Genomic DNA, 21,681 nt, shown 5'->3' with positions numbered 1-21,681 from the left:
GGAGAGGCCCCCGCAAATCACCCTGGGGTGGACAGTCAATCAAACGAGAGTCGGCCCGCGCCTTTCTAGGCGCGGACGGCGCGGCGGCGCGCCCTCCACAGCAGCAGCCCGCCGCCGAGGAAGAGAAGGGCCCAGGTCGAGGGCTCCGGCACGGCGAGGGCGGTGCCGTTGAGCTGGACGTTGTCGATGGCGAAGCTGCCCTGAGTCGTCTTGAAATCGAGCTCTTCTTGAATGTAGAAGGTCGAAAGATTGTCGAGCGTGCCGGGCAGGGCGAGGGTCAACGTCCCGTAACTCGAATTCAAGCCGATCGATCCGCTGGGCGTGATCGAAGTCCACGTCGTCCCATCGGTGCTGTAGGACCACGCGATAGTGCTAAGGAAGCTCGTCGAATTGAAGCTGAGCCGTTCCGACGCCGTGAACGTCAACGAGGTGTAACCGGTGCTGGTCAGGGAGAAGGTCAGCTTATCGACATCGTTGTTGATCGAATTCACGATGAGAAGGGAGCTGCCCGTCGTATCGCCCGTGTACGTATTCGTGGGCGTGGCGCCGACATACGCACCCCAAGCAGGCGCAGAGCTGGTCGATCCGCCATAGGTTCCCAACACATTGCTGAGATTAAGGCTTCCGGTGGTGAAGATCGCTCCATTGGCGCTGTTGCTCGACAGGGTCTTGGCGTTCACGTCGTAGAGTTCGCCATTGCCGCCCGAGGTAGAGAAGAGGCCGATATTGGGAGCGCTGTAGGCGCGGCTGACATTATTGAAATCCCAGTACTCGAGGAGCACCGCCCGGGCGGGGAGCGCCGAGGCCGCCCAGCAGGCGGCGAGGAAGAGGGGGAGGAAGGCCCGGGAGCGAAGGAAACGAGGGCTTCCGAAGGCCGAGACGGGGGACGTTTGCATTACCCCACTTTAACCTTTAGGCGTAGGTACTCCATTCGGGACGGTTGCCCCTTTTAAGCAAAGAGTGTCGAAATCCGGTCACCACCGAGTAGCATCCCCCAGACTACCAAGGGGGATCCTACCCATCGCCCCGCCGCACCGCCGTGGGGGAGGAGCCGGTCCGCTGGCGGAACCAGGCGGAGAAATGGGGGAGGGACTTGAAGCCGAGCTCGTAGGCGATCTCCTTCACCGGGCGGCTGCGGTGGATCTGGACGAGGGCGTTGTCGAGGCGGCGCTTCTCGAGGTAGCGGCGCGGCGTCAGGCCGAAGTGGCGGAGGAAAAGCCGGTTCAGCTGGCTGATGCTGAGGCCCGCCCTCGCCGCGAGGTCGCCCTCCCGGCACGGCAGGGCGAAGGAGGCGTGGTCGAGGTATTCGACGATCCCGAGGACGCGCGGGTCGATCGAGCCCATCTGCGACGGCTTCACTCCCAGCCCTTCCATGACGCGGCAATAGACCTCGAACCACGCCGCGAAGTGGCGGCGGAGGCGGCAATCGACGGCGAGCGAGGCGGGCCGGTAGCGGAGGTCCTGGCGCGCGCCGGGGAACTCCTTCCCCACCAGCCGTTCGAGCCTGCGGGAGTGGACCTCCAGTTGCGGGAACCGCGCCGAGGGGAAGACGAGCGCCGTCTTCCAGTCGAAGAGCGGCTTCCCGCCCGGCCAGTGGAGGTTGAGGTGGATCGAGAGGATGTGGGTGCCGGGGGCGAAGGTCTGGCGGCGCGGCCCCTGCCGGGGCAGGACCCAATCGCCCGGCTTCGCCTCGGCCCGCCCGTCGGCGCGGACGGTGACCCCGCCGCTGCGGATCAGGAAGATCGACTGCCCGTAGTGGGGGGAGCTCTCCTCCAGGTAGGCCGCCTCGACCGGACCGTCGTAGACCCAGGCCAGCTCGACCCGGAGGCGGGACCAGTCCTCGAGCTGGAGTTGATAGAACGACGAACTCACTCCCTCCCTTCATAGTCCCTTTCCGGGACGATGACAATGGGGCGCTCCGCCGGTCCCGGGGCGGACCTGCCGTTTGCCCCTTGAACCGGCGGCCCGGAATCGGGCATGCTCCCCCCCGCCCGTGAGAGCGACCCCCACCATCCGTCAACTGGCCGCGCTGGCGGGCGTCTCCCGGACCACCGTCTCCCTCAGCCTGCGGAACCATCCCAGCATCCCCGCCCTGACGCGGGAACGGATCAAGAAGCTGGCCGAGAGGCAGGGCTACCGGACCGACCCCCTCGTCGCCACCCTCATGAACCAGCTGCGGACCTCGCGCAGCCGCCGCACCGCCGAGAAACTCGTCTACCTCACCTTCTGGCCGCAGCGCGAGGGATGGCGCGTCTCGCCGAACGACGTCGCCTTCTTCGAGGGGGCCTCGGCCCGCGCCTCCCACCTCGGCTACGACCTGGAGCACCTCTGGGCCCGCGAGCCGCGGCTGACCGCCGAGCGCCTCGGGAACATCCTCTACACGCGGGGCATCCGGGGCCTCGTCCTCGCCCCCCTCCTCCGGCCGCAGGGCCATTTCTCCCTCGACTGGTCCCGCTTCGCCGCCGCCGCCATCAGCTACACCATCGTCCGGCCCCAGCTCCATCGCACCACCCATTCCCACTACAACGGGATGGGGATGACGCTCCACCGGCTGAAGCAGCTCGGCTACCGGCGCATCGGCTACGCCAACGTCGCCGGGCAGGAAAACCGAGTCAGCCACGCCTGGCTCGCCGCCTACTACGTCCACCACCATACCCTCCCCGCAGCCGAGCGGATCCCGCCCTTCACCGCCGAGGAATGGAACCGGAAGGCCTTCGCCGAGTGGGTCCGCCGCCACCGGCCCGACGCCGTCATCGGCAACCAGGTGGAGCCCCTCGCCCTCCTGCGCGACGCCGCCCTCCGCCTCCCCGCCGGGATCGGCTACGCCTGCCTCGACCTTCCCCTCACGCCCGGCACCGAGGCGCTCGCCGGGATCGACCAGCAGCCGCGCTCCGTCGCCGCCGCCGCCGTCGACCTCGTCGTCACCCAGCTCCAGAACAACGAATTCGGCCTCCCCGCCGAGGCCAAGACCGTCCAGCTCGACGGCGCCTGGCGCGACGGCCCGACCCTCCCCCGCCTCCTGCCGCCGCCCGGGCAAAAAAACAAGCGGACCGCCAAGAACAAGACGCAGGTCAAACCGGGGACCGCCGGCCCCGCCTCCTTGACTGTCTCGCGACGAAAAACTCCCTCCTCCTCCGCCCCCGCCTCATCCTAGGGGCGATGCGCTTTCTGCTCCTCATCCCGCTTCTCCTCGCCACCGGCACCCTCCGCGCCGACGAGGCCCTCTCCCTCTCCGCGCTGAATCCCGACCCGCGCGTCGACCACCTCTCCATCGGCATCCACATCAAGGCCCCCGGCTTCGGCGAACTCGTCCTCGAGCTCCCCCAGATCGTCCCGGAGGCCGACGGCCCGTGGGAAAACCCGATCCGCGCCCGGCTCGTCTCCGACGCCGCCACCCTCACCGTCCCCTATCCGTGCGGGGCGACCTTCCGCTATGCCCTGGAAAAGGAAGGGACCCTCGTCTGCACCTACGCCGGGATGCCCGCCACGGCGCGCGGCCTCTGGTTCCCGATGATGATCCCCGTCGTCCCCTTCCGCGACGGCGGGCGCTACGCCTTCAACGCCTCCCCGGGTTCGGAAACCGTCCTCAAGCCTTTCCCCCGCGAACCCGGCGGCAAATTCATCGAGACCCGGCAACCCGGCCCCTTCCTCCTCGTCACCCCCGCCGGGGCCCGTCTCTCCCTCGCCGCCCCCTCGGAGACGCAGGGCCTCACCGATTTCCGCAGCGCCTCCTGGGCCGCCTTCTCCTGGACCTTCTCCTACCTCCTGGCCCCCCATCCCGGCAGCGGCACCTTCACCCTTCACATCGCCTCGACCCCCGCACCGGCGCCTTAGAGTCTGGTCTGCACTTTGGGCGGCAGCCCTCAAAAGAAACGCGGCACGGAAAGGAGCAGGCGGCCTTTTTTCGCGGGCAGCAGAAACGCCCCGTCGTCGCCGCGCGGCAGCGGGAGGCTGGTCTCGAAATCGACGACTTCCTTCGCCGTCGGCGGGAGCCGCAGCCGTTCCCCGGCGAAGGAAGAGCGCTCCTCGATCATGTCGATGTCGAGGGCCTTCCGCGTCGGGATGTAGTGGAGGAGCGTGAGGAGGAGGTCGCGGCCCCGGCGGCGGGGAACCGCGAGGACCGTCGACGGCAGGCCCGCGCCGAAGGGGGCGGGCCCGATGAGGCGGGCGATCGCCTCCAGGCAGCCGTCGCGCACCGCGATGTTCCCCGACTGGCGATACTCGCGGAAGACCGGGTCGGCGAAGTAGGCGAAGTGCTTTCCGCCGACGACGGCGGGATGGGCGTCGGCCTGCGCCCGGGGCGGCGTCTGGAAGTGGGAGGAGAAGGTGAGGTCGGTCCGCTTGAAATAAGGAAGGACCCGCTCGACCCAGATCGTCGCCCCCTTTCCGGCGACGATGTTTTCCCCCGGCAGGTAGACGACCCGCTCGCTCCGGGCCAGGGCCGGGGAGAAGGCCGCCTTCGTCCGCCAATAAGTCGGGTAGAGCTCGACGGTCCCGGTCCGCCGCAGCGCCGCGCCGGGAACCCCGCACGTGCCGTCGGCGGCGAAACCGCTCCGGCCGGAGAAGACGATTTTCCCGCCCCGGGCGACGAAGGCCGCGAGGCGCTTCCGCAACGCGGGGGTGAAGACGACCGAGTCGGGGAGGAGGACGAGGGCCACGCTGGAATCGAGCTTCCCCGCGTCGTCGAGGACGACGGCGTCGTAATGGGCCTCCTCGCAGATCTGGACCGCCCCCTCGAGCGCCTTGTCGGTCTCGTCGCCCGGGAGAGCGGGATGGCCGGGGGCGACGATGCCGACGCGGGGCAGCGGGACCGAGCCCGCGTAGAACGGCTCCGCCTTCTCGCACGCGGCGTAGACGGCACCAATGAGGTCGTAGGCCCCCGCGTCGGGCGTGCCGCGCGGCGGGAGCTGGTCGCCGACCGAGTTCGCCCCGCCGAGGGCCTGGGAGCGGAAGCATTCGTACTCGAGCGCCGGGAGCGGCTTCAGCCCGCCGAAGTCGCCCCACATCTTCTGGAACCGGCCCGTCATCCCGAGCCACGGCTTCCCCCAGCTGCCGAAGGCCCGCGCGAGGCGGGGGAAGTGCTGGTAGCCCCAGAAGCCCGAGGGGAGCGACTCGAGCTCCCAATGGCTCTGGAGGGCGTGTCGGGAGCGGACGCCGAAGCGGGAGTCGGTGAAGATCGGGTTCGTCGAGTTGTAGAAGAGCGTCGCCTCCCTGTTCAGCCCCCGGATCAGCTTCGTGAAGCGCCCGCAGAAGGCGGCCTGGGCGAGGCTCTCGAAGCGGACCTGGGTCTCCCGGTCGTCGGCAAGGAGGCCGTGCTTCGCCCGGAACGTCCGGCTCGCCTCGCTCCAGCACGACCGCCCGTCGAAGAAGAGGATGTCGAAGAAAAGGCCGTCGACCTCGTATCCCGCCAGCAACTCGCGGACGTGGGCCTCGATGTAGTCCTGGTAATCGGGATGAAGGAAGTTGTTGTACCGCCATCCGCCGGGATGGGGCGGGAGGTTCGGGTCGGCGTTCCCGCAGCGGGCGAAGGTCCCGTCGGCCCGCATCTGCCGCCACTCGGGATGCTTGTCGGCCACATCCTCTTCCCAGGCGACGGTCGTGTAGACCGGCGCGCGGATCCCCTCGCGGTGGAGCGCCTCGATCATCTCGCCGAGGAGGTCGCGACCTCCGAGGGCGGGATGGATCGTCCCGACCTTCGTCGGGTAATAGGACTGGCCGTGATGGCATTTCGCGAAGACCGTCACGCTGTCGACGTGGGCCTCCCGGAACGTCTTCGCGAAGGCGCGGGCGTCGAACTCCGAAGCGACGTCGGGGATAAAGGGCGAGGTGTGGAAATCGAGGTGGACCTGGCGTTGACGCATGGGATCAAGCCTGCCGAACGCACTCCCATTTGAGTATGGCTAGGGGAGCCCGATTTATGTATTTTTACGACTTATGGAAACCGGCGCTCTCCCCGTCAGCCTCGCCGACGGCCTTCTCCGCCACTTCCGGATCGAGGTGGTGGAATCCAAGCGGATGGAGATCGGCGCGCTCTGGCGTTACGATCTGCAAAGCCCGTTCTGGCGTCTTTATGCACATCAACGCTCCGGGGCTTCAGTCACCTGCGCGGGCCGCGCCTTCCCGCTCCTCCCCGGACGGATCCACCTGATCCCCTCCTGGGTCCGCTTCCAGACCGGGACCACCCGGCCGGTCCTCCAGGATTTCCTCCACTTCTACGTCACCGGATTCCCCCCCTCCCTCATTCGCCGCCTCTTCGACCGGCCCCTCCTCCTCCCCGCCGACGGCGCGATCGATCCCCTCTGCCGCCGCTGGCAGGCGGGCCTCGGCGGCAACGGGGAGAAGGAGCTCGGCTTCACCGGCCTCGCCTGGGCGAGCGCCCTCGCCCACGCCGCGACGGCGATGGCGATGGAGTCCCTTTCGGCCGACGACCGGGAAGCCTCCCTTCGCGCCCTCGCCGGATCGATCGACATCGGCCCCGCCCTGGAGGCCATCGACCGCTCGCTCGCCTCCCCTCCGGACAATCCCGTACTGGCCCGCCTCTGCGACATGAGCACCGACCACTTCATCCGCCGCTTCCGGGGCGCCGTCGGCATGACTCCCGCCCAATACGGCATCGAGCGGCGGATCTCGATCGCCGCCCGCCGCCTGACCTCCGAAGGAAAGACCATCGACGCCGTCGCCGAGGAAACCGGCTTCACCGACCGCTTCCACTTCTCCCGCACCTTCAAGGCCCGCCTGGGCCTCTCCCCCGCCGCCTACCGCAAGATCCAGCGCCGCGCCAGCGCCGCGGGGTAGGGCGATCGACACTGGGGGAGGGGCGCGGAGGGATGGGACTGCCGCAGGCAGCTTACTCTCCTCTTGAATTTGATCGATCAAATCGATATCATCCTTTAATGACTCCATCCGGCACCCTTTCCCGCTCGCTGGTGAACCACTCGGTCGAGGTTGCCCGGGCGGTCCTCGCCGCACTGCACATCCCGCTTCCCCCCTTTGCCGACTGGAGCGTCGACCAGTGGGACGGGGCCGCCGGGGCCAAGGCGGCCGAGATCCGCGACTGCATGCTCGGCTGGGATGTCACCGACTTCGGCAGCGGCCGCTTCTCGGAGATCGGCCGGTGCCTCTTCACTCTCCGCAACGGCAGGCCGAGCGATCCGCGCTATCCCAAATCGTATGCCGAGAAGCTGCTGATCGAGCCGGAGGGACAAAAATCGCCGATGCATTACCACCGCTCGAAGCGGGAAGACATCATCAATCGGGGCGGGGGCGACGTCATCATCGTCCTCCGGCCCGTCGGCCCGGGAGAGCGGCCCGGCGACGGCCCGCTGACCGTCCAGATCGACGGCTTCTCCCACGCCAGGCCGGCGGGCGAGGAGATCCGCATCCGTCCCGGCGAAAGCCTGAGCATCCCGCCCCGGACGTTCCACCAATTCTGGGCCGCCGAGGGAAGCGGCACCCCGATCGCCGGCGGGCGCTATGCCGTCAGCAGCGAGGTATCCTCGGTCTGCGACGACTGGAACGACAACGTCTTCGCCGATCCCTGGGCCTGCCGGTTTCCCACCCTCCTCGAGGACGCGCCGCGCACCTGCTACCTCTGCCACGAGTACCCGACCCCCCGCTCCTGAGAGGAAGCGGGGCTTCGCGGGTAGCGGATGGGTGTTTTGATCGATCTCATTTATTTGATTTCACCAAAACACGTTCCCGGTTAGAACGGCTGGAGCCGTTCTTCCCCATGAATTTAAAGCCCGAAGGTGCCGAATTTGAGTTTGAAACCCAGGCGGTCCGCCTCTTCCGGAACCTCGAATTCGAGATCCTGAGCGGCAAGCTGCCGCCCGGGACGCGCCTCGTCCGCCGCGAGTTGACCCAGCGGTTCCACCTGAGCCAGGCGACGGTTTCCGAAGCCCTGTGGCGGCTGGAGACCGACGGCCTCGCCGAGAGCGCCCCCATGTACGGCACGCGGGTGACCCGCGTCACCCCGCAGCGCCTGACCGACGAATCGATCCTCCGGGAGGCGCTGGAATGCCAGGTGGCCCGCATCGTCTCGCGGAAAATCAAGGCCTCCGACCTTCCCCGGCTGGAGGCGCTGGCCGACCGGGTCGACGCGCTCCTGCGGAAGGCCGGGACCTACTCCCGCGCCGACATGGAGGTCCACCAGGAATTCCACCTCGCCGTGGCCCGCCTCAGCGAATCACGCCTTCTTATCCGGGAAGTGGAACGTCTCTGGCGCCGCCACTTCATGTTCTTCACCTGGGTCAGCGGCAAGCTGTGGCCGAGCCCGGCCCACTGGCACCGGAAGCTCCTCGACGCCCTCATGAGCGGCGATCCCGACAAGGCCGAACGGACGACGCGCGACCACGTCCGCTACGGCGCCAAGCACCAGCAGGAGCTGCTCGACAAGGCGGCCGCGATCGAAGTCGTCGACAAGCGGGACCGGCGGCCGGCCAGGAAGGCCTGATCCAGCGACGGGCACCCGGTCCCGGCTGCCCCCTAAGGCAGGACCTTGATGTAATCGATGGAGAAGACGTCGCTCGCCGAGGCGCCGATGTCGATGGGATCGAAACGGAGCCGCCGGATGGCGCTCGCCCCGGTCCAGCCCGGCACCGTCGACATGTCGAACGTGTAGACGTGGTAGGCCCCGTCGTTGACGAGGGCGGTCGAGGCCGCCTGGGACTTCGCCTGGCTCATCGTCCCGTCGCTATTGGAGGTGAAGTAGATCCGGGCGGCGGTTCCCGAGGAGACGGTCTGCATCCGCACCTCGACGTGGCGGTAGGTGGCGGTGGGGATGTTGTAACCGTCGGCCGAGATGATCGACGGGTCGGCCCCCCCGGAGTAGCCCTTGAGGTAGCCGCCCTGCTGGTCGAGGCTGGAGACCTGGAAGTTCGCCATCCAACCCTCGGTGTCGGGATAGATCGAGTCGAAGGCCCAGGTCCGGCCCGTCCAGGCACGGGAGTAGAGGATATTCATCCGCGCCTTCTGCGTGGCCGTCGGCACCACGTTGGTCACCGTCGAGGCGGGGAGGAAGACGCTGCGGATTCCGTTGAGGTAGCCGAAGCCGTCGGTGGCGCCGTAGCCGAGCAGGGCCGTCGGGGCGATGTAGTGGCCCTCGCCGAATTCGTTCCAATTGTCGAAGAGGACCATCTTCCCTCCCGCCGCCGTCGCGGAGGCGCTGGAGATGCTGGGGGCGAAGGTGTTCTTCATCCACCCGTTCATCGTCGTGAAATCGGCGGGGCTGATGTAACCGGGGCCGGTCTGGTCCCACGCCTCGCCGCTGCGCCCCTGCGAGGAGACGCCGATCGGGTAGATCGCATGGGGCGTGGCGGACGCCCCGGCGGTCTTCTGGCTCGTCAACGCGCTTTGGATCGTCGTGATGTTGTTGGAGATCCAGGCGTAGGTGTAGCAGGCGTCGAATCCGGCCGCGCTCAGCTGGCTCAGGATGGCGGTGTTCGCGTCGCCGCAACGGGCCAGGAGGATCGCGCCGCTGTACCCGGCGGCCGAAATCTGGGTCCGCAGGAAATTGGTTTCGGCCAGCGCCGTCGCCGTCCCCAGGCCGTTGACCCAGTCGGTGGCGTTCCCGAAGGCGACCACCGCCTTGTTGTCGATCCGCATGTAGCGGGGATCGCGGAAATAATACTCGACCCAGTAAGGGACGATCGCGTTCTGGAACGCCGCCGTGGTCGTCGCGCCGGAAAGGGAGAAATCGGCGATGGCGAACTGCACGTTGCCGGTGTTCTTCGCGTAGAAATAGCCCTCGTGGATCGCGCCCTGGGTCGACTCGAAGGTCGGCTGCTTGATCGGATCGCCGTTCGTGCTCCCGTACCAGCAGTCCATGAAGAAATCGACGCCGGCCTCGGACATCCACTTCAGCTCCCAATCCATCACCTCGCTGTTCCCCTCGTCGTAGAAGCCGAGGGCCGGATCGTGATTCGGATACCGGTAGATCCAGTCCCAGCCGAGGTGCTGCCCGTTCCGCCATCCGGCAAAGAAGGTCTGCATCCCGACCTTGAGGGAGCCGTGGGAGATCGGCGCGACGTCGGGCACGTAGTCGGCGGCCCGTTCCTGGAAAGGATAGAGGAGGACGTCGTCGATCCACATCGTCCCCATCCCCGACATCGAGGTGCCGAAGGCCATGCTGCTGAGGTTGCCGCCGGAATAGCCGATCGTGGTGCGGTATTTCCCGTTGATGTAGACATCGGCCAGGTCGGTCGCGGGATCGAGGACCACGCGGACCACGTACCAGACGTTCGCCACGTAGTTGCTCCATACCGTCGTCGTCGAGGACGTCGTCGAGTAACAGGCGATGTTCCCCCCCGAGGTGGTGAGCGTCACGCCGCCCGAGCTCCCGTTGCGGAGATACATGATCACCCCGTCGACCTTCGCCGGCAGGAGGAACTTGTACTCCCACGCCAGTTTCGAGCCGTTCGGCGTGAAGCTGTAATTGAGGGTCGCCATCGCCGTCGTCGAGGTGTCGTCCATGCGGAAGCCCATCGGCTGCTTGGGATTCGGGATCGGCGTGCGGGTGGAGAGCAGCTGCGGGCTGCAGAGGCCGCCCGCCGTCGTGGCTCCCCAGCCGCTGGGGGTAATCCCGGCGGTGGCGCACGTGAAGCGTTCGTTGACGATGTACCCCTTCGTGACGGTCACGAAGTAGAGCTGCTGTTCGCCGAGGCCCGCGGGCGTTTCGATGTAGACGGAATCGACCTGGCTCACCGTGTTCCTCATGGCGACCGGCATCCCCGCCGCCCGCGCGCCGTTCACCGTAACGTCGAAGCCGTGAGTCGCCGGATAGAGCGTCGCCCGGACGGCGTAGTTCGTCTGCGCCGCATAGTTCGCGACGAGGGCGGTGAAGCCGCCCGTCGAAGTCTCGTAGCCGAACGCCCCGCCCGAGGTCTTGAAGACAACGGCGTTGGTATCCCCGGAGCGGATCGCCCAGATATTCCCGTCGATCTTGGCCTGGAGATTGAAGCAGAACTCGAGCGTGATCGACCCCGTCGCCTGCGGAATGAAGCTCTTCCTCATCTTGAGGGCGCCGCCGAGGCTGGCGTACTTCCAGTAGACCGAGGAGATCGTCCCTCCCGTCGAGTCGATGTCCCAATCGGAGACCTTGTCGTCTCCCGTCGAGGGATTCCCGAAGTAGGCGAATTGCTCGTCGACGAGATAACCGACGTTCAGCGGCCCGCCCTGCGTCGCCCGCAGGGAGGTGGTTCCGCACAGAAGCACCAGGGGAAGAAAAAGAAGAACCCGCCCATTCGAGATAAAATGGGCTCGAATGTTACCCATAAAACCGGCAGATAGCTTCATATATTGGAGTGGTTGTAATTATTTAAATTTAGGAATAAAAAAGCCCGAAGAATCCCCCCGGCCTTTGATGCATCCTTTTTGGGAATCTCGAATCTCGAACTAGGCGCTCTCGCGCACCACCACGTGTCCCTTGATCCGCTCGATCGGAATCGGCTGCGGAATCCCCCGCACCACTTCGTCGAGCCGCTCGAAGGCGCGGCGGCCGATCGCCTCATACGGAATATGGTAGGTGGTCAGGGGAATTTCCCCGGGGTCCTGGGCGAAGTCGTCGACCCCGACCACCTTCAGATCGTGCGGGACGCGGAGGCCGTTCTTCTTGGCTACGCGAAGGAGCGCCCGCGCCAGAAGGTCGAAGCTGCAGACCACGCCCTCCAGCCCGCGGCATCCCTTGAGATAGGCCTCGGCCAGCCGCGTCGGCTCGGCGAAGGCGTCCTCGAAATTCGGATGCATCGTCGTCGGGAGGTTCACCAGGGAGGGATCGACGGGGAGCCCCGCGTTTTCCATCGCGAACTGGTACCCCATCAACGCGCCGACGGCCCGGCCCGGCCCGAAGAAGCCGATCCGCTTGAGCCCCTTGCCGATCAGGTAATCGGTCATCATCCGTCCGGCGTCGAAATCGTCGGAGATCACCGCGGGCAGGTCGATTCCCGGCATGCTGATGCAGGCGAGGACGATCGGCACCTGGGAGCGGCCCAGGATCTGCAGGACGTTGATCTGGTCCTCCGGCGTCCCGCACCCGGCCAACGAGTAAAGGACGACGCCCTTCACGTCGAATTCCTTGAGCCGGGTGATCATCTCGGCTTCCTTGCGGAAATCGGTCCCCGTCGTCAGGGTCACCATGCGGCGCGACGCCTGATGGGCGGCCCCGGAAAATCCGCTCACCGTCTTCGCGATGCCTTCGTGCCGGTCACTCGGGAAGACGAAGGCGAAGGCGTTCAGCTCGAGCAGGGCGGCACCCCGCTGCGAATTGGAACGGATCACGCGCGTTCCCGTCCGGGTGCGCCGCTCGACCAGACCCTCATGGGCCAGTCGGGTAATGGCCCGACTCACCGTGAACCGGCTGCAGCCCAATTCCTCGGCCAACTCCACTTCGGGCGGAATCTTGCCGTTGACCGGCCACACACCCTGAAGAATGCGATCTTCAAGGATCTTGAAGATTTCGTCCAATTTGGTTGTCGATTGAAGGGGAGCCATAATTCGATCACAAATTACCACATTAGACTGCCGAATAAAAGGGGTTCCGGTCGGGCAAAGCCTCTAAGAGTTCTAGGGTGTCGTGAGGACGACATCGTCGATGTTCCGCTGGTCCGGGTTCATGCCGTAACCGGAGAGCCCCGCCACGGCGATGCTGGAGACGAATCCCTTTTTCTCGAGATTCGCGCTGCTGACAACCTTCTCCCCGTTGACCCACATCGAAACCGTATTGTTCTTCCGGTGGTACTCGACCTTCAGCCGGTTCCAGCCGCCCGGCGAGAAGCCGGTGGCGTCGCCGCCCTGGATTTGCTGCGTGGTGGCGACCCCTTCCCTGCCCGGATTGTAGAGGCACTGATAGTGCCCCTTCCCGTCGAGGACGAGGTAGACGCCCAGCGGCCAGTTGATATTCACGTTCATGGCATCGAGGGTTCCCTTCGCCCCCATGCCGACCCCGATCCACCGGTTCGGGTCCTTCGCGTCGGGATGGACCCGCGCCTCGATCGCCACGTTCTCCGCTTCGGCAGTCACCGGCAACCGGAGGAGGAAGGCCTGCTCGTCGCGCACTCCCACCGCGCCATCTCCGTCGTCCTGTTTCAGGATCCGGACGTTCGGCGTCGCCTCCCAGCTCGACTCGCCGGTCTCGGTCGCCGCCCCGTCGAGGGCGTTCCGGGACTCCTTGTTGAAGCCGTCCTGCACCGTCGTCTCGGCACGGGCCAGGGCAAGGGTGAGGCCGAGGAAAAGCGAGGCGCAACGGAGTCGTTTCATGGCTTTGCTTCCCGATTATTTCCTGGCCCCGTCGGCTTTCTCGAATTCGAGCGCGGTCATCGAATGGGCGGGGAAGGTCATCGCGACGGCCTCGCCGTCGACCGGCGCGGCCTCGCCGACCTTCGTGTCGCGGACACCGTCGATCGCCCCAAGCGAGGGTCCGTTGACCTCCCAGCGGAGGACGCGGGCGGCGGCGAAACCCTTCACCCGCACCTCGGTCGCGATCGGCTTGTTCTCGCTCTTGTTGAAGACCATCACATAGAGCCGGTCGCCGCCCTTGGAGAGGCTGGCCGAGCTGGTGAGGAGGTCGTAGGCGGGGAAAGTCGCCTTCGTCATGGCGCGGAGCTTCATGTTGCGGACCTCCAGATGGCCCGAGATGACCTTCGCCCCCGACTCGAACCGGAGGACGATCTGGACTCCCGGCGCGTCCTTGAGCCCCCGGAGGGTGCCCGAGATCTCCTTCCACTCCGGACCGTTGATCCCGGTGATCGTGATCGCGCTGTGCGATTTCCCCCAACCCCGGTCGTCGCCCAGGCCCATCGCGATGGGCGCGTCGGCGCTCCCCGGACCGGGGACGAAACGGGCCTCGCAGGAGAGCGTGTAGTCGGCGCCGTCGGGGCCGACTTCGCCCGGCTTCCTGTAGTGGCCGATGCAGGGGTAATGGTTCCCGGTGATCTGGTCGAAGTCGACCTTCAGCACGCCGTCGGGCGTCATCTCGCCTTTCAGCTTCGGATCGTCGAGGGCGCCGAGATCGATCTCCGACGCGACGGGAATGTCGGCGATCAGGAGGGGGGGACGGAAGTCGGTTCCCCGCGAGGGAGAGACCCCGCCCATCCCGTCGACCTCCATCTTCGGCCCGTCGACCGTCGTCTTCACGAGGTCGGCGCCGAAGTGCTGGCCCCACAGCCGGAAGAGCCGGAAGGCGGCGAGATCCTTCGTCTGATAATCGGGGGTCGTCTTGAAATCGATGCGGATCGAGCCGAAGTAGCCGTTGAACATCTGCCAGAAATTCGCCATCGCGATGTTGTTCTCCGGCAGGAGGAGGAGGCGGATGACGTCGGCGGCGATCAGCCCGCCCGCGAGGGTGAAGCGGTAGGGCTTCGGCTTGTCGCCGCCCAGGGAGTTGTTGAACTCGGTGATCGCCAGGGGGACGTTCCGCCCGCATTCGAGAAGGATTTTCTCCCGGTAGCGGTCGAGGGTGTTCTGGTAGGCGCGGGTGGTCGAAAAGCCCGTGAGATAGGCCTGCCGCTCATTGTCGTCGTTGATCGTCACGCCGGAGCCGCCGAGGTACATGTGGGCGACGATGAAGTCGGCCTTCTTTCCCGCCGTCCGGTAGACGATCTTGTTCCACTCCGACTCGGGCGGCGCGCCGGTCGCCGAGAGGATGCCGATCTTGATCGTCGGATCGACGGCCCGCATCGCCGCCATGCAATCGACGGCATACTTCGCATAGCCGTCGGGCGTGTATTGCCGCCGGGGGACGACGTCGTGGTTGCCGTGGTCGGACTCGTTCCCCAGCTCGAACCACTTCACCTTGTAGGGCTCGGCATGGCCCCATTCCTTCCGCTTCATCGCCCAGGGATGGTCGGGCGTCGCGGGGGCGTTGAGGTATTCGACAAGGTCGGCGGCAAAGCGGGGCATCTCCTCGGCGGGGAGGACATAGTCGCTGACCATCATGAGGGGCTCGATGTTCAGCTCGTTGCAGACCTGGAGATACTCGTCGACGCCGAACTGCCAGTCGCCGCGCTTGTCGCGCGGGCCGACCGCCTTGCGCCAGTCGAAGTTGTGGACCAGACACCCTCCGGGATAGCGGAGCATGCTGATCCCGATCTCGCGCGCCTTCCCGAGGATCACCTCGGAGGGCTTCCCCTCGTTCGGGAGCCATAGGCCGTCGCCCCGGTAGATCTTGTCCTTCACGGTGGGGCCGAAGATCCCCGCCGAATCGGCCGCCTCGATGTTGTGGCCGAAGACCAGCCGGTTCACCGGCCCGAGCACCTGCGAGGCGTCGACCTCGAGCGAGCCCGTCAACGGCTGGGCATCCTCGGCCCGGGCGTCGCCGCCCATGCCGCCCAGGGAGAAGAGGAACGGGAGGACCGCCCCCAGAAAAGCCGACCACCGCATGCGGGAGGATCCCCGCCGAGCCATTGCCGTCATAGAAAAAATCATCTCGTAAAAAATCCCGGATCGAGCCTCAGGCCGCGCACCGCGCCGGCCGCCGCCGCAGCAGGAGGAAGGCCGCCATCCCCGCGCCCATCAAGACTAGCGGGGCGGGCTCCGGCACCGCAACCACCTGGAGATTGACCACCCCCGCCGTCGAGGTATCGACGGTGTAGGCGTAACCGGCGGGCGACGTCCCGACGGTCAGGGTGTTGTCCGTCAGGGTTCCCGAATAGCTGAAGAGCTCGTAGGTCCCCGCGCCGAAACCGCTCCCGGCCGTGAGGCTCAGCGTTCCGCCGAGGATGAGGTTGCCGGTGACTGCGACGAGGTCGCTCGCGCTTCCGAGGTCGAATTTCAGGGTCGATCCCGTGTTGAGCGCGAGGCCGCCGCCGAGCGTCAGCGTCCCGGTGAGGCTCGTTCCCGACGCGTCCATGTCGCCCGCCGAAAGGATGCCCCCGCTCGCCACCGTCACCGCCCCGGAGACCGTCCCGTTGCCGCCGAGCACCGCCGCCGAGGCGACGCTGACCGCGCCGGTGCCGCTCAGGGTGCCGTTGACCAGCAGGGTCCCCGCCGAGACCGTCGTGATGCCGAGGTAGGTGTTGTTCGTCCCCGAGATCGCGACGATCCCCGCCCCGGTCTTGGTCACCGCGTCGGAGCTGTTGCCCGCCGTCGAGGTCGTCTCGTGCCTGATGCCGCCGGTGAAGTTCACGCGCCCCCCGCTCGCCGCCGTGAGGGTGACGCCCATGCCCGCGGTCCCCGCCGCGGTGCTCGTCCCGAGGCTGATCGCCCCGCTGTAGGTAGAAATGTCGGCAGTCGAGCCGCCGAGGGTGTAGACGGCGCCGTTCGTGTTCGTGATGACCCGGATGTTGTTCCCGATGGTGTAGGCCCCGGAGACCAGGATGGAGGAACTCGACTGCCCGGAAAGGCCGAGGCTGACGCTTCCCTTGCCGAACGCGCCGCCCGTCGTCGTCGAGGAGCTCGTCCCGGCGACGACATTGCCGTTCCAGATGTTGATCGTGTTTCCGATGGTGCTCGCGCCGCTGAGGACGACCGTGCCGCCCGCCGCATTGATCGCGAAGTTCCCCGCGGTGATGCCGCCGGTGAGGGCCCCGCTGACCGTCAGCGTCTTTCCGCCCCCCGCGGTGAGGGTGAAATTGTTTCCCGAGATCGCCACGTTCCCGCTGACGGTCATGTTCGCCCCCGTCGCGGCGAATCCGCCCGAGGCGACCGACATGCTCGCGGCGATCGTCTGCACGCTGGCCGAACTGTTCGTGACATTGACCCCCCCCGTCCCGGTGAGGCTGAGCGTATTTCCGCTGAGAGTGAAGGCCGAGGCTCCGCTAAGGAAGGTCAGGCTCTGGGCCGAGAACGGGGTGTCGATGTTGATGGCCGTCTGCGACGATCCGCCGATCTGGAGGACCGTCGTCACGGCGCTGGTCGGCGCGACGCCGGAAGCCCAGTTCAACGCCGTCGAGAAGTTCCCGTCGGTCCCGCCGCCGTTCCAGACCGATTGCGCCGAGGCGGTTGCCCCGCTGAAGCCAATCACGCTCCATAGGCCGAGAGCGAATAGACCGGTTAAAAGGCGTGACCTCCTAAAGAATGAGGCAGGACGAGAAGGAATAAACCAATTGATATACATAAACTTATGATTTATCTGCATTTCAAATCGCCAGACTCCCGTTTGCCCGTGGAAATCTGTTTTAACCATCTTTATAGCAAATAGACTGTTTATTCAATAGTTTTCTTAATGGTAAGTGTGATTTTGTGATTTCCTCCCTCCGCCGGCCTCGACGGCGAAGGGAATCAGCCGGTAACGCCAGAGAAAACGACCGGGTTGGATCGTGTAAGGGGGGAGCGTGTCGGGACCGCACGAATGGGTGCCGAGGCCCCGCTGCTTCCAATCGAGGTTGAGGATCGTCTCGGGCCGGGGCCGGAGGTCGTAGGTGTGGAGGGCGGCGTAAAGGTCGTGGGCGGTGAAGTGGCTCGCCGAGAACTCGAGCGGGTCCCCGGAAACCGCCTCGACGCGGAGACCGACCGTCCCGTTCCCGAGGGAAAGCCAGCGAACATCGGCATGGTTCCCGTGTTCCTGCGGCATGATGTAGGGGACGTACTGCGCCGTCACCGTGCTTTCGTGAAGATCGACAAGGGCCGACCGCTTCCGGTCGGCGTAGCTCTCGTCCGGACCGCGACCGAGCCACCGGAGCTCCTCCCAGCCCGCGGCGAACCGAAGCACGACGCCGAGCCGGGGAAGATCGGGAACCTGCGGGGAGACCGTGAACCGGTTCTCGATCGAGAGCGTCCCGTCGGGAGCGAGCGTGCAGTCCTGCCGGAGGACGACGGCCCGGGGAGAGGCGGCGCATGAGGCGATCTGTTCCAGCGTCACCGTCACCGCGCCCGGGGTGCCGCCTTTCCCTCCCCGCCGTACGCGGGCGGGGGACGCGGAAACGACCGCCCCGTCGAGGCCCATGGCGCGCCACTTGGAGAGGGGCCGCCAGGCCTCGTGGGTCCAGCCCTTGATCCCGTCGTTGTCGGTCGGCCCCCGCCAAACCTGGAGCTCGGGCCCGGCGAGGAGGAGCTCCCGACCCTGCCAGGCGAACGAGGCGATCCGCCCGTCGACGATCGCGAGCCGGACGATCTCGTTCCCGATCTTGATCGGGTCCGCGTTCGGATTCCGTTTCCGTTCCTGCACCACCCGGAGCGGCGACGGCGCGAAGGGGCGAGAACGGCGGACGGGGCGGGGCGGCGGCGCGAAGGCCCGTGCCGGAAGGGCGATCTGGTCCCAGCCGACGCGGTGACCCGCCGGAGCCCAGACGGTGGCGCGAGCGAGCTCGAAGCCGACGTGGAGGAACGCCTCCGCGCCGGGAGGAAGCGCGATGGCCCCCAATCGGAGCGGCAGCCGGACCGTTCCCTCCCGCCCCGCCGCGATCCTCAGGACGGGCAGCCTTCCCCCCGCCCAGACGACACCGTCGATCTTCAGCTCCCACGATCCGCGCAGATCGCCGAGGTCGGCGAAGTCCCGCGCGTTGGAGAGGCGGAGCGCCGCCCGCTTCGCGTCGAAGGCGAGCGCCTTCGCGGGCCGCGCCAGGTATTGGAATTCCCGGGCGGCGGGATGGGGCTTGCGGTCGGGCCAGACGAGGCCGTCGCAGACGAAGTTGAGGTCGTTGGGCGTGTCGCCGAAGTCGCCGCCGTAGGCCCAGTATTCCTTGCCGTCGGCGGTCTTCTGCTTCAGGCCGTGGTCGATCCACTCCCAGATGAAGCCGCCCTGGAGACCGGGATATTTCTCGAACGCGTCCCAGTAGTCGGCGAGGGATCCGTTGCTGTTCCCCATCGCGTGGGAGTACTCGCAGAGGATGAGGGGGCGGGTCCGGTCGGGATGGTCCCGGTCGGTCGCCCACTCGACGATCTGGTCGATCGTGGCGTACATCGGGCAGACGATGTCGGTGACGCGGTAGCCCCCGTCGTACCGCTTCTTCGGCATCAGGGCCTCGGGAAGCCACGGCCAGATTCCCGGCTCGTAATGGAGCGGGCGGGTCGGATCGTAACCCCGGATCCAGCCCGCCATCGCATCGTGGTTCGGGCCGTAGCCGCTCTCGTTGCCGAGGGACCAGAGGATGACGGAGGGATGGTTCTTGTCCCGCTCGACCATCCGGACGGCGCGGTCTAGGAAGGCCCCGGCGTAGCGCCGGTCCCGGCAGAGCTGGTGGAGAAAAGCGTGCGTCTCGAGGTTCGCCTCGTCGATGACGTAGAGCCCGAGCTCGTCGCAGAGGTCGAGCCAATGGGGATCGTTCGGGTAATGGGAAGTGCGGACGGCGTTGACGTTGAGCCGCTTCATCGCGACGGCGTCGAGGCGGAGGGTCTCGCGGTCGAGGGCCTTCCCCTTCGTGTCGTGGTGGTCGTGCCGGTTCACTCCCTTGATGAGGACGCGCCTGCCGTTGACGAGGAGCATCCGGTCCCGGACCTCGACGGTGCGGAAGCCGACACGGACCGAGGTCGCCTCGATCTCCTTCCCGACGGGATCGAGCAGCGTCGCCACGGCCCGGTAGAGGGCGGGCCGCTCCGCCGACCAGGCGGCGACGCACGGCACCGCCACGTCGAAGTCGGCCTGGAGGCGGCCGTATTCGAGCGTGCTCCCCGTCGGCACCGGCGCTTCCAGGGGCTTGCGGAAGAGGGCCTTCCCCTTGGGGTCGAAGAGTTGGAGCCGCACCTTCCATCCCGGGCGGGGAAAGAGCGCATTGCCGGGCGTGAAGCCGACCTTCGCGGTCAACTGCAGCCGCCCGTCCCGGTAGCCGTTTTCGAGCCCGCCCCGGGCGAAGAGATCGGCGAGGTGGACCGGCCCCGTCGCATGGAGATAGACCTCCCGGTGAAGTCCTCCCATCCACCACTGGTCCTGATCCTCCAAAAACGTCGCGTCCGACCACTTCACGACGACGGCGACGACCTCGTTCTCCCCGCCGAAGGCCACGTGGGGGGTGAGGTCGAATTCGGAGGGAAGCCGCGAGTCCTTCCCCATCCCGACAGGCCGCCCGTTCACGTAGACATAAAGGACGCTCTCGGCCCCGCCGAAGTGGATCACCACCCGCCGGCCCTCCCATTCCCTGGGGACGGTGAAGGTCGTCGCGTAGATCCCGGTCGGGTTCGCCTCGGGGACCATCGGCGGCTCCTCCGGAAACGGCATCTGGACGTTCGTGTAATGGGGATGTCCGTGGCCCTGCATCGTCCAGTTCCCCGGCACCTCGATCGTCTCCCAGCCGGAGCGGTCGGTCCCCGCGGCGAGGTCCGCGGGGGTGACCTCGGCGGGTTTCGCCGCCATGCGGAAGCGCCAGCGCCCATTCAGGAGGCGGAACCAGGGGGAGGCCTCGCGGCTCCCTTCCCGCGCCGCCGCCGCCGTCAGGAAACGGTAGAGCGTCGCCCCCATCGGGAGCCGGTTGAGGGAAAGGCACTCGGGGTTGAGGAAGGTGGGGAGGCACCCTTCGCGGTCGAGGAAAAGGAGGTTGGAGCTCATGGATGGAAAGGGATAAGGGGAAGAATGGAACGGCTTGCGATTGCGATTTAGCGTGCCTATGCTAAAAAGATTGTTTAATTATGATTTAAAAATCAATTGAGATTTTTAGACCTTTAAATAAGATCGCCATTGGATCTTTCAGTTCCCACGCCAATGAAACCTTCGACCCGAGCCTGCCGTTGCGCTTTCACTCTGGTTGAACTTCTAGTTGTGATAGGTATCATTGCCATTTTAGCGGCGGCAGCCTTTCCCTCGATGACCGGCCTCAGTCGCTCCTCGGAAATCAATCGCGCCGTGAACGGCCTGCCGTTGCTCCTCGACGAATCGCGCTCCTATGCCATGTCCCACAACACCTACGTCTGGGTCGGCTTCAGCGAGGACCTCGCGGCCCACCGGCTGACCGTCGCCCTCATGGCGGGGACGACCGGCCAGTCCGACGACCTCGACACGGGGAACCTCGTCCCGATCGCCCAGCTCCATGCCTACGACCATTTCGCGCTCCGCACGACGGGGGGGTTGGCGGCGCAGCTCTCCGGCATGGCGGCGAACGGGGACGACCTCGCCGGCTCCGCCTTCCCCTCCTTCCAGCGCAAGGCGGGGGCCGAGACCGTCACCTTCGCCAAGGTCCTCCGCTTCGGTCCCCAGGGCGAGGCGGCGATCAAGCCGACCGGCGGCGCCTCCCACTGGATCGAGATCGGCCTCCAGCCGACGCGGGACGGAAGCACGAATGAACGCGACATCGCCGTCCTCCAGGTGGCGACCCTCACCGGACAGGTCCAGATTTTCCGCCGATGAGACCCGCGCCCTCCCGCCCCTCCCCGGCCTTCTCCCTCATCGAGGTTCTCTTCGCCCTCGGCATCGCCACCCTCGCGGTGGTCGCCATCCTCGCCCTCCTCCCCGCCGGCCTCCAGTCGACCCGCGATTCCCTCCAGGAAAGCGAGGCGCTGAACATCCTGAGCGAGTTGATCGCCGACCGGAAGGCGACTCCCCTGACGGCCGCTTCGGCCCTCTACGCCCTTCCCGCGCTCACGAACGCCATGGCCCCCGTCTCCGCCTCCTTCGGGGTGAGGGACGATCACCGGACGACGGCCCGCTTCGAGCAGGCCCGCTGGCGGGTCTCCTACACTTTCACGCCGCCGCCGAAGGGAACCCTGCAGCCCTACCTCGCCCGCTTCCGCATCAGCTGGCCCGCCGCCAGCACGGCCAACGCCGAATCGGTGGAGGGCATCGCTTCCTTCCCCCAGCCCTAGACCGACCTGCCGATCCGGGCC

At 66.8% G+C, this 21,681-nt stretch carries 16 protein-coding genes and 1 pseudogene; 8 read left to right on the top strand and 9 right to left on the bottom strand.

The window, feature by feature from the left end; genetic code table 11:
- Positions 1-65 precede the first annotated feature (65 nt).
- Both BLU04_RS04970 and BLU04_RS04965 read right to left on the bottom strand, forming a co-directional pair.
- Entirely contained in the window at positions 66-896 is an 831-nt protein-coding gene (locus tag BLU04_RS04970) for a PEP-CTERM sorting domain-containing protein (RefSeq protein ID WP_093282988.1), read from the bottom strand.
- A 118-nt stretch (positions 897-1,014) separates the two neighbouring features.
- Positions 1,015-1,872 carry a helix-turn-helix domain-containing protein gene (locus BLU04_RS04965; RefSeq protein ID WP_093282985.1) on the bottom strand — a complete coding sequence of 286 codons (858 nt, stop codon included), beginning with the start codon at positions 1,870-1,872 and terminating at the stop codon, positions 1,015-1,017.
- A 121-nt stretch (positions 1,873-1,993) separates the two neighbouring features.
- Here BLU04_RS04965 and BLU04_RS04960 point away from each other — a divergent pair, with 121 nt between their 5' ends.
- Entirely contained in the window at positions 1,994-3,154 is a 1,161-nt protein-coding gene (locus BLU04_RS04960) for a LacI family DNA-binding transcriptional regulator (RefSeq protein ID WP_162274640.1), read from the top strand.
- 5 nt (positions 3,155-3,159) lie between these two features.
- Entirely contained in the window at positions 3,160-3,834 is a 675-nt protein-coding gene (locus BLU04_RS04955) for a hypothetical protein (protein WP_093282979.1), read from the top strand.
- 29 nt (positions 3,835-3,863) lie between these two features.
- Here the strand turns inward: BLU04_RS04955 and BLU04_RS04950 are convergent, their stop codons facing one another.
- On the bottom strand, positions 3,864-5,861 hold the full coding sequence (locus tag BLU04_RS04950; RefSeq protein ID WP_093282977.1) for an alpha-amylase family protein: 1,998 nt from the start codon (positions 5,859-5,861) through the stop codon (positions 3,864-3,866).
- A 73-nt stretch (positions 5,862-5,934) separates the two neighbouring features.
- Between BLU04_RS04950 and BLU04_RS04945 the strand changes: the two genes are divergently transcribed.
- From BLU04_RS04945 to BLU04_RS04935, 3 genes are all read left to right on the top strand, one after another.
- Positions 5,935-6,795 (top strand): AraC family transcriptional regulator, encoded by an 861-nt coding sequence (locus BLU04_RS04945; RefSeq protein ID WP_093282974.1) that lies wholly within the window; start codon positions 5,935-5,937, stop codon positions 6,793-6,795.
- 98 nt (positions 6,796-6,893) lie between these two features.
- Complete coding sequence (locus BLU04_RS04940) at positions 6,894-7,622, top strand: D-lyxose/D-mannose family sugar isomerase (protein ID WP_197673036.1); 729 nt, start codon at positions 6,894-6,896, stop codon at positions 7,620-7,622.
- Between the two features lie 107 nt (positions 7,623-7,729).
- A complete protein-coding gene (locus BLU04_RS04935) occupies positions 7,730-8,452 on the top strand; it encodes a GntR family transcriptional regulator (protein WP_093282969.1) in 723 nt (240 codons plus the stop codon).
- A 32-nt stretch (positions 8,453-8,484) separates the two neighbouring features.
- Here the strand turns inward: BLU04_RS04935 and BLU04_RS04930 are convergent, their stop codons facing one another.
- From BLU04_RS04930 to BLU04_RS04905, 6 genes are all read right to left on the bottom strand, one after another.
- Entirely contained in the window at positions 8,485-11,211 is a 2,727-nt protein-coding gene (locus BLU04_RS04930) for a hypothetical protein (protein WP_093282966.1), read from the bottom strand.
- A gap of 180 nt (positions 11,212-11,391) precedes the next feature.
- A complete protein-coding gene (locus BLU04_RS04925) occupies positions 11,392-12,486 on the bottom strand; it encodes a LacI family DNA-binding transcriptional regulator (RefSeq protein ID WP_093282963.1) in 1,095 nt (364 codons plus the stop codon).
- Between the two features lie 72 nt (positions 12,487-12,558).
- Positions 12,559-13,251: a hypothetical protein gene (locus BLU04_RS04920; RefSeq protein ID WP_093282961.1), complete on the bottom strand. Its 693-nt coding sequence runs from the start codon at positions 13,249-13,251 to the stop codon at positions 12,559-12,561.
- Positions 13,252-13,266: 15 nt separating this feature from the next.
- Positions 13,267-15,396: an alpha-L-arabinofuranosidase gene (locus BLU04_RS04915; RefSeq protein WP_157895134.1), complete on the bottom strand. Its 2,130-nt coding sequence runs from the start codon at positions 15,394-15,396 to the stop codon at positions 13,267-13,269.
- A 46-nt stretch (positions 15,397-15,442) separates the two neighbouring features.
- Positions 15,443-16,954, bottom strand: a complete 1,512-nt coding sequence (locus BLU04_RS04910; RefSeq protein WP_157895133.1) for a PEP-CTERM sorting domain-containing protein — start codon at positions 16,952-16,954, stop codon at positions 15,443-15,445.
- A 198-nt stretch (positions 16,955-17,152) separates the two neighbouring features.
- Positions 17,153-20,410, bottom strand: a complete 3,258-nt coding sequence (locus BLU04_RS04905) for a glycoside hydrolase family 2 TIM barrel-domain containing protein (RefSeq protein ID WP_093282953.1) — start codon at positions 20,408-20,410, stop codon at positions 17,153-17,155.
- A 153-nt stretch (positions 20,411-20,563) separates the two neighbouring features.
- Between BLU04_RS04905 and BLU04_RS17220 the strand changes: the two are divergent.
- The 3 genes and pseudogenes from BLU04_RS17220 to BLU04_RS04895 form a co-directional block, all read left to right on the top strand.
- Positions 20,564-20,650: pseudogene (locus tag BLU04_RS17220) on the top strand (prepilin-type N-terminal cleavage/methylation domain-containing protein); the annotation flags it as partial.
- A gap of 15 nt (positions 20,651-20,665) precedes the next feature.
- A complete protein-coding gene (locus tag BLU04_RS04900) occupies positions 20,666-21,205 on the top strand; it encodes a hypothetical protein (protein ID WP_231964898.1) in 540 nt (179 codons plus the stop codon).
- On the top strand, positions 21,202-21,660 hold the full coding sequence (locus BLU04_RS04895; RefSeq protein ID WP_093282947.1) for a hypothetical protein: 459 nt from the start codon (positions 21,202-21,204) through the stop codon (positions 21,658-21,660). Before BLU04_RS04900 ends, BLU04_RS04895 begins: the two co-directional genes overlap by 4 nt.
- Positions 21,661-21,681: the final 21 nt, after the last annotated feature.

Source organism: Verrucomicrobium sp. GAS474 (genome assembly GCF_900105685.1).
Taxonomy (GTDB): Bacteria; Verrucomicrobiota; Verrucomicrobiia; order Methylacidiphilales; family GAS474; genus GAS474.
This window is presented reverse-complemented; position numbering and strand designations above follow the sequence as displayed.